We start from the raw sequence: 14,117 nt of genomic DNA, 5'->3' as shown, positions 1-14,117 counted from the left end.
AAAATGTAGTTGCTGCGTTGGTGGCAGCCGCCTTCACGCCCCCACACTTCGCCGATCGATTTTGCGGCTGAGCACGATGCTGGTCTGCGTCTGGTGCACGCCATCGAGTTGCCCCACCTTGTCCAGCAGGGTGTCCAGCTGCTCATGGCTCGCGCAGCGCAAGAACACCAGGTAGTCAAACGGCCCGCTCACGGCCGACACTTCTTCGACTTCCGCCATAGCCTCCAGCGCGCGCAGCACAGTGGGCGCTGTTTTGGGCAACACGCTGATGCTGCACCAGGCCCGTACGGTGGTGGCATCGAGCCGGGTGCCCAGCCGCACCCCATAACCGGCCACCATACCAGAGCGCTCCAGCCGCGCGATGCGTGCCACCACGGTGGTGCGGGCCAGGCCGAGCTTGCGCGCCAGCGTGGCTGTGCCCTCGCGCGCATTGGTCTGCAGCAGGCTGAGCAGTTGCCGGTCGGTGTCATCCAAGGTCTGGTTCATGCGCGTTTCTTCAAAAAGTCATAACGCCCATCATATTCGCCGTTATGGCAAAAAAGAAAGCAGCTTTCGACGTTTTGAACGCTACACATTGACAGTGCCATTGCCTAGCATCAAGGCATCCACAACACCTCTCCGCTGCATGCGGTGAGCACTACCGGGAGCGCTGCCATGACCACCTTTTCCACCCATTCCAACACCACCGCCCGTCACTCCATCACCGTCCTGGGGGCTGGCCACATTGGTTTTGCCATGGCGCTGCTGCTGCAGCAGGCCGGCGACTACGACATCCTGGTGGTGGACCGCGACCCGGCGCGTCTGGCCGAAGTGGCGGCTTTGGGCGTATCCACCGAGTTGGCGACTGACGACGCAGGCCTGAAGGCCGCCATCGATGGCCGTTTTGCCGTGTTGAACGCGCTGCCGTTTCACCGCGCCGTGCCGGTTGCGACGCTTTGCGCCGCAGCCGGAGTGCATTACTTTGACTTGACCGAGGACGTGGCCAGCACCCGGGCCATTCGCGCACTCGCCGCCAATGCCCGCAGCGTGCTCATGCCCCAGTGCGGCCTGGCTCCCGGGTTCATCGGCATCGTGGGCAACGATCTGGCTCGCCGTTTTGACACCCTGCACACCTTGCGCATGCGCGTGGGCGCGCTGCCCCGCTATCCGCAGGGCGCCCTGCGCTACAACCTCACCTGGAGCACCGAGGGCCTCATCAACGAATACTGCAACCCTTGCGAGGCGATTGTGGACGGCGTGCGCACCACGGTGCCTGCGCTGGAGGGGCTGGAAACCTTTGCGCTGGACGGCGTGGAGTACGAGGCCTTCAACACCTCGGGCGGGCTGGGCACGCTGACAGAAACGTTGGCGGGCAAGGCGCGGCAGGTGGACTACCAGTCCATCCGCTACCCCGGCCACAACGCCATCCTGAAGCTGCTGCTCAACGACCTGCGCCTGCGCGACCGGCGCGATCTGCTCAAGGACATTCTCGAAACCGCCATCCCCACCACCGATCAGGACGTGATCGTGGTGTTTGCCACCGCATCAGGCCTCAGGGGCGGGCGGCTGGTGCAGGACTCGTACTCGGCCCATATCGTGGGCACGCAAGTGGCCGGGCACACGCTGAGCGCCATCCAGCTCACCACGGCCGCAGGCATCTGCACGGCGCTGGATCTGGTGGCGCAAGGCCGGTTGCAGCAGCAAGGTTTTGTGGGGCAGGAGGCGGTCGCCTTGGACGACTTTCTTGGCAACCGTTTTGGCTCAGCCTACGCACGGGCGAGCGAGCTGGTGATGTGAGGGCGTTGGCCGGGGCCTGGGGGGTTCAGCGCCCCGGCTTCTGGTACATGCCCTCAATGGCCTCGGCAAAGTGCGCCATCAGGTTGTTGCGCTTGAGCTTGAGCGTGGGCGTCATTAAGGTGTTTTCAATCGTCCAAGGCGTGAGCGTCAGGTGCACCGTGCGCGGCACGGCATAGCGGGCAAAGCTGGCGGTGTTCTTTTCGATGCGCGCCAGCACAGCACGGTGCACGCTGGGGTGGTTCAGGCTGTCGGCGGCCTGGGGGTTCAGGCCCAGGTCAGCGGCCAGCCGCTGCCACTCGCCCGGGTTCAGCACGGCCACACAGGCGATGAAGGGGCGGTTTTCGCCCACCACAAAGGCCTGCTCCAGCAGGGGGTCGGCCAGCAGGGCCAGTTCCAGGTCGCCCGGTGGGATCTTTTCGCCGGTGGATGTGACGATGATTTCCTTGATGCGGCCCTTGATGTAGATGCGGCCGTTCACGATGTCGGCCTGGTCGCCGGTGCCCAGCCAGCCGTCGGTGCTCAAGATGCGTGCGGTGTCTTCGGGGCGCTTCCAGTAGCCCTTCATCACGATGGGGCCGCGTACCTGCAGCTCGTGGTTGTCGCCGATACGCACTTCCACGCCGGGCAGGGCCTTGCCCACGCAGGCGGGGTCGTTGTCATCCAGTGCGTTGACCGACACCACCGGTGCGGTCTCGGTCATGCCGTAGCCCTGGATCAGCGGCAGGCCCAGGCCCAGAAAACACTTCGCAATGGTGGGCGACAGCGGTGCGCCGCCACTCACCGCCACACGCACGCGGCCGCCAAACTGGGCCAGCAAAGGCTTTGCCACCAGGGCCTGCAGCACGGGCCAGGGCAGGGCGGCCATCCAGCCTGCGGCCTGACTGCTGGCATCCGGTGTGGGGGCAGCCAGCCCCTGGGCTGCACAAAACCGGGCCCAGCCCTTGTTCTGCGCGGCTTCGTACAGCTGCATCTTCCAGGGCGTGGGCGAGAGTTTTTCGAGCAGTTTGGCGTGGATGCGCTCGTAGATGCGCGGCACCGACACCAGCACGGTGGGGCGTATGGTTTTCAGGTCTTCCGCCAGCTGCGCCACCGAGCGGGCATAGGCCACGCAACTGCCCGCTGCAATCGGCAGGTAGTAGCCGCCCGTGCGCTCAAAGGTGTGCGACAGCGGCAGGAACGACAGGAACACGTCGTCCACCGTGGGTGCAATGCGCTCCAGCACGGCCTTCACGTCGCTGACCACGTTGCGGTGGGTCAGCATCACGCCCTTGGGTTTGCCGGTGGTGCCAGAGGTATAGACGATGGCCGCTAAGTCATCGGCCTGCGGGCCTGTGGCCGCGGTGGATGCGTCCGTTTGCGCCGCGCCCGTCAGCCATTGCGCCAGCGACCCCACGGCCGGGTTGTCGCCCGACGCCGGGGTGGGCTTGAACGCGTCGTCGTCATCGGTAATCACCACGGCGCGCAGGGCCGGGAAGGACGTGCCCACGGCGCGGATCTTTTCCCATTGCTCGGCCTGGCTCACGAACAGCATCGAGGCCTCGCAGTCCGCCAGGATGTAGGCGATGCTGCCGGGGTTGTCGATGGCGTGCAGAGGCACGGGCACGTCGCCGGCGGCCAGCGTGGCCTGGTCTGCACACATGGCATTGAGGCTGTTGGGCAGCAAGATGGCCACGCGGGCCGCCGGGGGCAACTGCATTGCGGCCAGGGCGTGGGTCCACGTGCTCACGCGCTCTGCGGTCTGTGCCCAGGTCAGGCTGGCCCATGTCTGACGGGAGGAGTCAAAAGCCCGGTAGGCCTCGGCGTCGGGGGTGCTGGCAGCGCGGTAGGCGAGAAGCTGTGGCAGCGTCTGAACGCTGGAGATGTCAGAAGGAATAGGGGGCATCAGACTCTGCGTTAAAGGCGTGGCGCAAGCGCGCGGCCTCAGTAAAAACCCGAGTGATCATACCCACTGGCCCCGCAGTGGACGCGTGCGCTCCACCCTTTCATTTTGTAAATGGTGTGTTCCTGTTACTGGAATGATCTGGGCAGTATTTGCTTGGGCCCTGCGTTGGTTCGACCACAATCCAGCACGCCGCCAGAGCCCGGCTCGGTGTGCTGCGCGCCTCGGGGCTCACGTTCAACCCACCCTCAGCGGACACCAAGGAAGTGGTGCGCGGCACCAGTGTGCATTTTTAATATATCTGTCGGCCGAAAAAAATAGGGATATGGATGACTTACAAGCGCCAAAAAATTATCAATATTCTGCTTTTTTTGCTTCTGCTGAGCCTCATGCTTTTTTCCTGGAAGAATGCTATGCGGTTAGGTAATCAGGCGCAAAGGAATTCCATGTATGGCGTGGCAAAAATCTGGTATCAAGTCGCGGCCTATACGGGCGATGCGAATGCCCAGAACAATTTGGCAGGTTTTTATGCGGAAGGCCTGGGTGGAGAGCGTAGTGATGCCCTGGCAGCCAAATGGTTCGAGAAAGCTGCAGCGGCCGGGGTATCGGCCGCAAAATTCAATCTTTCCAATTTTTACGAGGAAGGGCGTGGTGTCCCGCAGGACATTCGCAAGGCGGTCAGTCTGCTGGAAGAGCTGGCACAGCAGCGAGATGCTGTCGCTGCATTCAACCTGGGGCATATCTATGCTACGGGAAGGAACGATTTTCCCCAGGATATTCAGAAAGCCATCTATTGGTATGAAATCTCTGCAGCCATGGGCTACGCATCAGCGCAATATAATCTTGGAAATATCTATGCGCAGGGCGTTGCTGTGTCCAAAGATTATGCTCTTGCAGGACAGTGGGTGGTAAAGGCAGCTCAACAGAACCACCGCAAGGCCCAGCTGGATTATGGCTTAATGCGAATCTTCGGAATTGGTGTCGAGCGAGACCGGGAAGACGGTATTCACTGGTTGAAACGGGCCGCCAAAGACCCAGCCACCCTTGAGCAGCTCAAGGAGCGAATAGCACTTCTTTGTGCAGAACACCCGCTAGTAGTGGGGCCCGAGGCCTGCGCCCAATGGGTGTTGGTTACTGCGCGAAACTAAACGCCCCGGGATTTTTCTTAGTCGGGGGTGGCGGCCTCCAGCCCCTGTGCAAAGTGCGCCTGCATGGCGCGCATGGTGGCCTTGCCATCGCGCGCCACCATCGCGGCGAGGATGGCGCGGTGTTCGCTCAAGGAATCTTCAATACGCCCTTGTTTGAACAAGGAGTTATGGCGGTTGAGCTTCATCACCTTGCGCAGGTCGGCCACCATCTGGCTGCGCCAGCGGTTGTCGGCCAACTCCAGCAGCAGCATGTGAAAGCGTTCGTTGATGGCGAAGAATTTCTCACGATCAGCCACAGCGGTTTCCAGCTCGGCGTGCAGGTCTTGCAGCATTTGCAGCTGCGCTTCGGTGGCGTGTTCGGCCACCACGCCTGCGGCGTCGCTCTCCAGCAGGCTGAGCAGGTGATACACGTCGCGCAGGTCTTTTTCGCTCATTTCGGTCACATAGGCGCCACGGCGCACCTTCATCGTGACCAGGCCTTCAGCGGCCAGCACCTTCAGCGCCTCGCGCAGGGGCGTGCGGCTGATGCCGAATTCCTCGGCAATCTTGAGTTCGTCAATCCAGCTGCCCGGCTCCAGTTCGCGCCGGAAGATGCGCTGGCGCAATTGCTCGGCCACTTCTTCATAGAGCGCGCGGGGAGTGAGGGTGAGGGCAGACATGGGGCAGATTGTAAGCTGCACGGAATATTTTGAATCAATAATTATGAATGATGTAAACTCGCAACCACACCACAGCACCTGAGCGGTCACCGCCTGTGCGCCGTGTTGGACGCCCCAACGCCATCTTCGGAGTAGCTTTTGCCATGAGTGACAACCCCACCAACAACGCCCCAGAGTTCGCCGCGTCTTCGCTGGAAGCCTGGGACAAGGCCGCAGCCAAGTCAGCGCCGGGGGGCGATGTCAGCGCCCTCAACTGGGTCACGCCCGATGGCATCACCGTCAAGCCGCTTTACACCGCCGAAGACACGGCCAGCCTGCCGTATGCCAACACGTTGCCGGGTTTTGAACCCTATCTGCGCGGCCCGCAGGCCACCATGTATGCGGTGCGGCCTTGGACGATTCGCCAATACGCAGGCTTTTCGACCGCTGAAGAATCCAACGCCTTCTACCGCAAGGCCCTCGCCGCAGGCGGGCAAGGCGTGTCGGTGGCGTTTGACCTGGCCACCCACCGGGGTTACGACAGCGACCACCCCCGCGTGACGGGCGACGTGGGCAAGGCCGGGGTGGCGATCGACTCGGTCGAGGACATGAAGATCCTGTTCGACCAGATCCCGCTGGACAAGGTCAGCGTATCGATGACCATGAACGGCGCGGTGTTGCCCGTGCTGGCGGGCTATGTAGTGGCGGCAGAAGAGCAGGGCGTCTCGCAAGACAAGCTCTCCGGAACCATTCAGAACGACATTCTGAAAGAGTTCATGGTGCGCAACACCTACATCTACCCGCCCAAGCCGTCGATGAAGATCATTGGCGACATCATCGAGTACACGGCCAAGAACATGCCGAAGTTCAACTCGATCTCGATCAGCGGTTACCACATGCAGGAAGCCGGGGCCAACCAGGCGCTGGAACTGGCCTTCACACTGGCCGATGGCAAGGAGTATGTGAAGACTGCCATCGCCAAGGGCATGGACGTGGACGAGTTCGCCGGGCGCCTGTCGTTCTTCTGGGCGATTGGTATGAACTTCTATCTCGAAGTCGCCAAGATGCGCGCCGCGCGCCTGCTGTGGTGCCGCATCATGAAGGCCACGGGGGCCAAGAACCCCAAGAGCCTCATGCTGCGCACGCACTGCCAGACCTCGGGCTGGAGCCTCACCGAGCAGGACCCCTACAACAACGTGGTGCGCACCACCATAGAGGCCATGGCGGCCGTGTTTGGCGGCACGCAGAGTCTGCACACCAACAGCTTTGACGAAGCCATTGCGCTGCCCACCGAGTTCAGCGCCCGCATTGCGCGCAACACGCAGCTCATCATCCAGGAAGAGACCCACATCACCAACGTGATCGACCCCTGGGCCGGCAGCTACATGATGGAGAAGCTGACCCAGGACATGGCCGACGCGGCCTGGAAGATCATCGAAGAGGTCGAGGCCATGGGTGGCATGACCGCCGCCGTGGACAGCGGCTGGGCGAAGCTCAAGATCGAAGCTGCTGCCGCCGAGAAGCAGGCGCGCATCGACAGTGGCAAGGACGTGATCGTGGGCGTCAACAAGTACAAGCTGGCGAAGGAAGACCCGGTTGACATCCTGCAGATCGACAACATGAAGGTGCGCGACGGCCAGATCGCTCGCCTGCAAAAGATCCGTGCAACGCGCGATGCCGCCAAGGTGCAGGCAGCACTGGATGCGCTGACCGCCGCCGCAGAGAGTGGCGAGGGCAACCTGCTCGATTTGTCCATTCAGGCTGTGCGTCTGCGTGCCACAGTGGGCGAGATCAGCGATGCGTTGGAGAAGGTTTTTGGGCGCCACCGCGCCGATACACAAAAGGTGACCGGTGTGTACGCAGCTGCCTATGACTCGGCCGAAGGCTGGGACAAACTCAAGACCGAAATCAACGCCTTTGCCGAAGAACAAGGCCGCCGCCCCCGCGTGATGATCGCCAAACTGGGCCAGGACGGCCATGACCGGGGCGCCAAGGTGGTGGCCACCGCGTTTGCTGACCTGGGCTTTGACGTGGACATGGGCCCGCTGTTCCAGACCCCCGAGGAATGTGCCCGCCAGGCCATTGAAAACGACGTGCACGCCGTGGGCGTGAGCACGCTGGCCGCAGGCCACAAGACGCTGGTGCCCGCCATCATCCAGTCGCTCAAGGACCAGGGTGCGGACGACATCATCGTGTTTGTGGGTGGGGTGATCCCCGCGCAGGACTACGACTTCTTGTACGAGTCGGGCGTCAAGGGCGTGTACGGCCCCGGCACACCCATTCCCGCCAGTGCCAAGGATGTGCTGGAGCAGATTCGCAAGGCGGTGGCGTGACACCTGCGGCGCTTCTTGACGGGGTGGTACAGGGCACGGCGGCGGTGCAACGCAGGGCCATGTCCAAAGCCATCACGCTGCTCGAATCAACGCGGGTGGACCACCGCGCCCAGGCGGACGAGCTGCTCACCGCGCTGCTCCCGCACACCGGCAAGGCCTTCCGCCTCGGCATCAGCGGCGTGCCCGGTGTGGGCAAGTCCACCTTCATCGAAGCCCTGGGCCTTTACCTGATCGGTCAGGGTCACCGCGTGGCTGTGCTCACCATCGACCCCTCCAGCACCGTCTCGGGTGGTTCCATCCTGGGCGACAAGACGCGCATGGAACACCTGTCGGTGCACGAAAAAGCCTACATCCGCCCCAGCCCCTCCAGCGGAACGCTGGGCGGCGTGGCCGAGAAGACGCGTGAAGCCATGCTGGTCTGCGAAGCCGCAGGCTACGACGTGGTCATCGTCGAGACCGTGGGCGTGGGCCAGAGCGAGATTGCCGTGGCGGGCATGACGGACATGTTTGTGCTGATGCAGCTGCCCAACGCGGGCGACGACCTGCAGGCCATCAAGAAGGGCGTGATGGAGATTGCCGACCTGGTGGTCATCAACAAGGCCGACATCGACAAAAACGCCGCCACACGGGCCGAGGCGCAGATCACGTCGAGCCTGCGCCTACTCAGTCAGCACGGCAACCCCGAGAACGCCCACCACGACGAAACGCTGTGGCACCCCAAGGTCGTGCAGATCAGCGCGCTACTCGGGCAGGGCGTCGATGCCTTCTGGGCGGCGGTCACGCAGTTTCGCCAGTTGCAGACGGCCAATGGCCGCATCAGTACACGGCGCGAAAAGCAGGCGCTGTCGTGGATGTGGGAGCGTATCGACGCGGGCCTCAAGCTCGCGTTTCGCCAGCATCCAGAGGTCAAAGAGCTGCTGCCCCAGATGCAGGCCGATGTGGCCGCAGGGCGCATTGCCGCATCGACTGCAGCAAGAAATCTGCTGCTAGCGCAATCACATCAAGCGCAAGCAGCTATCAAATAAATAGCATTTTCAAGCAATAAGCCATTTCACCAAAGGACGACCATGCAAGACATCCTGGAGCAACTGGAGAAAAAGCGTGCGCTGGCACGCCTGGGCGGCGGGCAAAAGCGCATTGATGCGCAGCACGCCAAGGGCAAGCTCACCGCGCGCGAGCGCATCGAGCTGCTGCTGGACGACGGCACGTTCGAGGAATGGGACATGTTCGTCGAGCACCGCTGCACCGACTTTGGCATGGAGGACAACAAAATCCCCGGCGACGGCGTGGTGACCGGCTACGGCATGATCAACGGCCGCCTGGTGTTCGTCTTCAGCCAGGACTTCACCGTGTTCGGCGGCGCCTTGTCTGAGACGCATGCCGAGAAAATCTGCAAGGTGATGGACCAGGCCATGAAGGTCGGCGCGCCGGTGATCGGCCTCAACGACTCGGGCGGCGCGCGCATTCAGGAAGGCGTGGCGTCCCTCGGCGGCTATGCCGACGTGTTTCAGAAGAACGTGCTCGCCAGCGGCGTGATTCCGCAGATCAGCATGATCATGGGCCCCAGCGCCGGTGGCGCCGTGTACTCGCCCGCCATGACGGACTTCATCTTTATGGTCAAGGATTCGAGCTACATGTTCGTGACCGGCCCCGAAGTCGTGAAGACCGTGACGCACGAAGAGGTGACGGCCGAGGAACTGGGCGGCGCCGTGACGCACACCACCAAGAGCGGTGTGGCCGACATGGCGTTCGAGAACGACGTGGAGGCGCTGATGATGCTGCGCCGCCTGTACAACTACCTGCCGCTCAACAACCGCGAAAAAGCCCCGGTGCGCAAGAGCAACGACCCGGCCGACCGCATGGACCTGAGCCTGGACACCCTGGTGCCCGAGAACCCCAACAAGCCGTACGACATGAAGGAGCTGATCCTCAAGACGGTGGACGATGGGGATTTCTTCGAGCTGCAACCCGAGTACGCCAAGAACATTCTGATCGGCTTTGCCCGCATGGAAGGCCAGACCGTGGGCATCGTGGCCAACCAGCCGCTGGTGCTGGCGGGCTGCCTGGACATCAAGTCGAGCATCAAGGCCGCGCGTTTTGTGCGCTTTTGCGATGCGTTCAACATCCCCGTGGTCACGTTTGTGGACGTTCCCGGCTTCATGCCCGGCACCAGCCAGGAGTACGGCGGCATCATCAAGCACGGCGCCAAGCTGCTGTACGCGTACGCCGAGTGCACCGTGCCCAAGATCACCGTCATCACCCGCAAGGCCTACGGCGGTGCGTATGACGTGATGAGCTCCAAGCACCTGCGCGGCGACGTGAACCTGGCCTGGCCCAACGCCGAGATCGCGGTGATGGGCGCCAAGGGCGCGGTGGAAATCATCTTCCGCGAAGACAAGAACGACCCGGTGAAGCTGGCCGCGCGCGAGGCGGAATACAAGCAGCGCTTTGCCAACCCGTTTGTGGCTGGGGCGCGGGGCTTTATTGACGACGTGATCCTGCCGCACGAGACGCGCAAGCGCATCTGCCGGTCGTTGGTGATGTTGCGCGACAAGAAGCTGGAAAACCCGTGGCGCAAGCACGGGAACATCCCTCTCTGATCACAGAGCGAAAGCGCCATGACCTTCGTGTTGCCAGTGCCACGCGCATTCTTTGTGTCCAAGGTGGATGCCTGGATCTCTGGCATTGCCGTGGCTGCGGGTTTCACGTGCCTGAGCATTGCGGCCCCGATGGTGCTGTTCTCCACGTCCAGGGCTGAGATGGCTGTGCTGGCCGGCATCGTCTTGCTGACGCTGGTGCTGCCGATCTGGCTGCTGCTGGACACGAACTACACCGTGACGGGCGAGGAGCTGCGCATTCGCAGCGGCCCGTTTCGCTGGCGCATCGCATTGAGCGAGGTGCGGGAGGTATCGCCGTCTCGCAGCTGGCTGTCATCGCCCGCGCTGTCGCTGGACCGCATTCGTGTTCTGTACGGCACTGCTCGCAGTGTGCTTGTGTCGCCGCGTGAGAAACAACGGTTTGTGGACTGCTTGCGTGAGCGTTGCCCCGCAGCCCACATCACTGGTTTTTGAATTCCGTTTCGAGGAACTTGTTATGTTCACCAAAATCCTGATCGCCAACCGTGGCGAAAACGGCCGCGCAGCGGACGTTTCGACAAATTGCCTGCCTCAGACCGCGCAGCGGGCTGCTACACGCCACCCCATAGCCTAAGGAGTTAAGAGAATGTTCACCAAAATCCTGATTGCGAACCGGGGCGAGATTGCGTGTAGGGTGATTGCAACGGCCAAGAAAATGGGCATCGCAACCGTCGCCGTCTACTCCGACGCTGACAAGGAAGCGCGCCACGTCAAGCTGGCCGACGAGGCTGTGCACATTGGCGCCGCGCCCAGCCGCGAGTCGTACCTGCTGGCCGACAAGATCATTGCCGCCTGCAAGCAGACGGGCGCGCAGGCCGTGCACCCGGGCTATGGCTTCCTCTCTGAAAACGAAGCCTTCGCCAAGCGCTGCGAAGACGAAGGCATCGCCTTCATCGGCCCCAAGGCGTTTTCGATTGCTGCCATGGGCGACAAGATCGCATCGAAGAAGCTGGCCAACGAGGCCAAGGTCAACACCATCCCGGGCTACAACGACGCCATCTCGGGCCCCGAGCAGGCGGTGGAGATCGCCAAGGGCATTGGCTACCCCGTGATGATCAAGGCTTCGGCCGGCGGCGGTGGCAAGGGCCTGCGCGTGGCGTTCAACGACAAGGAAGCGTTTGAAGGCTTTGCCAGCTGCCAGAACGAGGCCCGCAACAGCTTTGGCGACGACCGCATCTTCATTGAGAAGTTTGTGCAGGAACCGCGCCACATCGAGATCCAGGTGCTGGGCGATTCGCACGGCAACGTGATCTACCTGAACGAGCGCGAGTGCTCCATCCAGCGCCGCCATCAGAAGGTGATTGAAGAGGCTCCATCGCCCTTCATCAGCGACGCCACCCGCAAGGCGATGGGCGAGCAGGCGGTGCAACTGGCCAAGGCCGTGAAGTACCAGAGCGCGGGCACGGTGGAGTTCGTGGTCGGCAAGGACCAGGACTTCTACTTCCTGGAGATGAACACCCGCCTGCAGGTGGAGCACCCGGTGACGGAATGCATCACCGGCCTGGACCTGGTGGAGCTGATGATCCGCGTGGCCGCGGGCGAGAAGCTGCCGTTGACACAAGCCGACGTGAAGCGCGACGGCTGGGCCATTGAGTGCCGCATCAACGCCGAAGACCCGTTCCGCAACTTCCTGCCGTCCACCGGCCGCCTGGTGCGCTTTCAGCCGCCGGAGGAGACGATGTTCCAGTCCGATACGACCAAAAAATTGGGCGTGCGGGTGGACACGGGCGTGTATGAGGGCGGCGAGATCCCCATGTACTACGACTCGATGATCGCCAAGCTCATCGTGCACGGCACGGACCGCAACGATGCGATTGCCAAGATGCGCGCGGCGCTCAACGGCTTTGTGATTCGCGGCATCAGCAGCAACATCCCGTTCCAGGCCGCGTTGCTGGCGCACCCCAAGTTCGTGACGGGCGACTTCAACACCGGCTTCATCGCCGAGAACTACGGCAAGGGCTTCCACGCCGAAGACGTGCCGCACAGCGACCCGCTGTTCCTGGTGGCGCTGGCCGCGTTCATGAACCGCCGCTACCGTGCACGCGCCTCCGGCATCAGCGGCCAGCTCGCTGGCCACGAGGTGAAGGTGGGCGAGCAGTTTGTGGTAGTCACGCTGGGTGCTGAAGGGCAGAACCAGCACCACGAGGTGACGGTGTCCGACTTTGAAGACAAATCGGGCTCCAGCGCAATCAGCGTGGGCGGCAATAGCTATCAGATCAGTAGCACCGCCACGCTGGGCCAGATCCGCGTGCAGGGCGCATGCAACGGCCAGGGCTTCACGGCCCAGGTGGAGCGCGGCGTGGGCAAGAACCCGCTGGCGCTGCGCATTGCCCACAACGGCACGCAGATCGATGCGCTGGTGCTGTCGCCCCTGGGTGCCAAGCTGCACAAGCTGATGCCATTCAAGGCACCGCCAGATCTGTCCAAGTTCCTGCTCTCGCCCATGCCCGGCTTGCTGGTCGATGTGGCGGTGCAGCCTGGGCAGAAGGTGCAGGCCGGTGAAAAGCTGGCGGTGATCGAAGCCATGAAGATGGAGAACATCCTCTTTGCCGCGCAAGATGGCGTGGTGGGCAAGATCACGGCGGGCAAGGGTGAGTCGCTGGCGGTGGACCAGGTGATCCTGGAATTCCAGTGATCCTGCCCAGGGCCCCACAACCCATCCAGAGGGGCCTTGCGCCCCTTTTTTAGTCTTTTTGGCCGCTAGCGCTAGAAGAATATGCGCTGGTTGCTATCAAATCAGGAGTAATCATGAGCACAACCCCACGCCCCTTCAAGGTCCTGGGCATCCAGCAGGTGGCCATTGGCGGCACCGACAAGCAGCGGATGAAGACGCTGTGGGTGGACATGCTGGGCCTCGAACAGACCGGCACTTTCCAGAGCGAGCGCGAGAACGTCGATGAAGACATCCTGGCCATGGGCAAAGGCGCCTTCAAGGTGGAGGTGGACATCATGCAGCCGCTGGACATCGACAAGAAGCCCGCCGTGCACACCACGCCGCTCAACCACATCGGCCTGTGGATCGATGACTTGCCCAAGGCGGTGGAATGGCTCACGGCCAAAGGCGTGCGCTTTGCGCCCGGCGGCATCCGCAAGGGGGCGGCGGGCTACGACATCACGTTCTTGCACCCTAAGAGCAATGACGAGTTTCCAATTGCGGGCGAAGGCGTGTTGATCGAACTGGTGCAGGCACCGGCGGACGTGATTGCCGCGCTGGGCTGAACCCCACCACCACAGCCCGCTGTTGCCCCCATGGTTTCGCTCCAGCGTACGTTGCTGGCTGGCGCCAAGGTGAGCGCCCTGCTGGTCCTCGCACTGGCAGGGCAGGGCGGTGGGGCAGCAGGTGGCACGGGTGCCTATCCGCTCGACTGGGGCCGGCCGGGGGAAACCCTGCAGTACCGGTCCTGCGGCTGCGCGGACCGCTGCTGGGTGGCGGAAGTGAAACACCAGCGGTCCCGCAAGACGCTGGCCTCCCTGCGATGTGACTGCGAGCGTCTGTTCGGTCGCGTCGGCAGTAGCGGCGCCGAGGTGGAGCACAGTCCGAGCTGTTCTGCCATCGACGACGCTGACAACAAGCCCCGCGCCATCCGCGAGGCGCTGGAGCAGATGCTGGGGCGCTGAACAGCGCGGCGTCCATGACCTGGGGCGTCATGGTCACCGGGCCCGGCGGGGGCTACAACGGCGGCACCTTGTCTTTGGTGTCGCCTGCC

The 14,117-nt window shown here is 62.9% G+C and carries 12 protein-coding genes; 9 read left to right on the top strand and 3 right to left on the bottom strand.

Features of this window, described 5'->3' with window-relative positions:
• Window positions 1–33: 33 nt before the first annotated feature.
• A complete protein-coding gene (locus AC1Q64_RS14310) occupies window positions 34–486 on the bottom strand; it encodes an Lrp/AsnC family transcriptional regulator (protein WP_291435776.1) in 453 nt (150 codons plus the stop codon).
• A gap of 168 nt (window positions 487–654) precedes the next feature.
• On the opposite strand from AC1Q64_RS14310, the gene AC1Q64_RS14305 reads away from it, so the two are divergent.
• Complete coding sequence (locus AC1Q64_RS14305) at window positions 655–1,776, top strand: saccharopine dehydrogenase family protein (protein WP_492251782.1); 1,122 nt, start codon at window positions 655–657, stop codon at window positions 1,774–1,776.
• A 25-nt stretch (window positions 1,777–1,801) separates the two neighbouring features.
• Here the strand turns inward: AC1Q64_RS14305 and AC1Q64_RS14300 are convergent, their stop codons facing one another.
• Window positions 1,802–3,658 carry an AMP-dependent synthetase/ligase gene (locus AC1Q64_RS14300; RefSeq protein ID WP_492251781.1) on the bottom strand — a complete coding sequence of 619 codons (1,857 nt, stop codon included), beginning with the start codon at window positions 3,656–3,658 and terminating at the stop codon, window positions 1,802–1,804.
• Between the two features lie 326 nt (window positions 3,659–3,984).
• On the opposite strand from AC1Q64_RS14300, the gene AC1Q64_RS14295 reads away from it, so the two are divergent.
• Entirely contained in the window at window positions 3,985–4,803 is an 819-nt protein-coding gene (locus AC1Q64_RS14295; protein ID WP_492251780.1) for a tetratricopeptide repeat protein, read from the top strand.
• Window positions 4,804–4,820: 17 nt separating this feature from the next.
• On the opposite strand, the gene AC1Q64_RS14290 is transcribed toward AC1Q64_RS14295, so the two are convergent.
• On the bottom strand, window positions 4,821–5,462 hold the full coding sequence (locus AC1Q64_RS14290) for a GntR family transcriptional regulator (RefSeq protein WP_291440038.1): 642 nt from the start codon (window positions 5,460–5,462) through the stop codon (window positions 4,821–4,823).
• Between the two features lie 143 nt (window positions 5,463–5,605).
• On the opposite strand from AC1Q64_RS14290, the gene scpA reads away from it, so the two are divergent.
• From scpA to AC1Q64_RS14255, 7 genes are all read left to right on the top strand, one after another.
• Window positions 5,606–7,774 (top strand): methylmalonyl-CoA mutase, encoded by a 2,169-nt coding sequence (scpA, locus tag AC1Q64_RS14285; protein ID WP_492251779.1) that lies wholly within the window; start codon window positions 5,606–5,608, stop codon window positions 7,772–7,774.
• Window positions 7,771–8,799: a methylmalonyl Co-A mutase-associated GTPase MeaB gene (gene meaB, locus AC1Q64_RS14280; RefSeq protein ID WP_492251778.1), complete on the top strand. Its 1,029-nt coding sequence runs from the start codon at window positions 7,771–7,773 to the stop codon at window positions 8,797–8,799. Before scpA ends, meaB begins: the two co-directional genes overlap by 4 nt.
• Before the next feature lie 42 nt (window positions 8,800–8,841).
• Window positions 8,842–10,374, top strand: coding sequence for an acyl-CoA carboxylase subunit beta (locus tag AC1Q64_RS14275; protein ID WP_063460287.1), 1,533 nt, complete (start codon window positions 8,842–8,844; stop codon window positions 10,372–10,374).
• Between the two features lie 18 nt (window positions 10,375–10,392).
• Complete coding sequence (locus tag AC1Q64_RS14270; RefSeq protein WP_492251777.1) at window positions 10,393–10,845, top strand: PH domain-containing protein; 453 nt, start codon at window positions 10,393–10,395, stop codon at window positions 10,843–10,845.
• Window positions 10,846–10,996: 151 nt separating this feature from the next.
• Window positions 10,997–13,045 carry an acetyl-CoA carboxylase biotin carboxylase subunit gene (locus AC1Q64_RS14265; protein ID WP_492251776.1) on the top strand — a complete coding sequence of 683 codons (2,049 nt, stop codon included), beginning with the start codon at window positions 10,997–10,999 and terminating at the stop codon, window positions 13,043–13,045.
• A 113-nt stretch (window positions 13,046–13,158) separates the two neighbouring features.
• On the top strand, window positions 13,159–13,629 hold the full coding sequence (locus tag AC1Q64_RS14260) for a VOC family protein (protein ID WP_056744910.1): 471 nt from the start codon (window positions 13,159–13,161) through the stop codon (window positions 13,627–13,629).
• Window positions 13,630–13,659: 30 nt separating this feature from the next.
• Window positions 13,660–14,028, top strand: coding sequence for a hypothetical protein (locus AC1Q64_RS14255; protein WP_492251775.1), 369 nt, complete (start codon window positions 13,660–13,662; stop codon window positions 14,026–14,028).
• The last annotated feature ends 89 nt before the right edge of the window (window positions 14,029–14,117 follow it).

The organism is Acidovorax sp. GW835-FHT14G06 (genome assembly GCF_058793595.1).
Note: the sequence above shows the minus strand (reverse complement) of the source record. Positions and strands in the feature narration are given on the sequence as shown.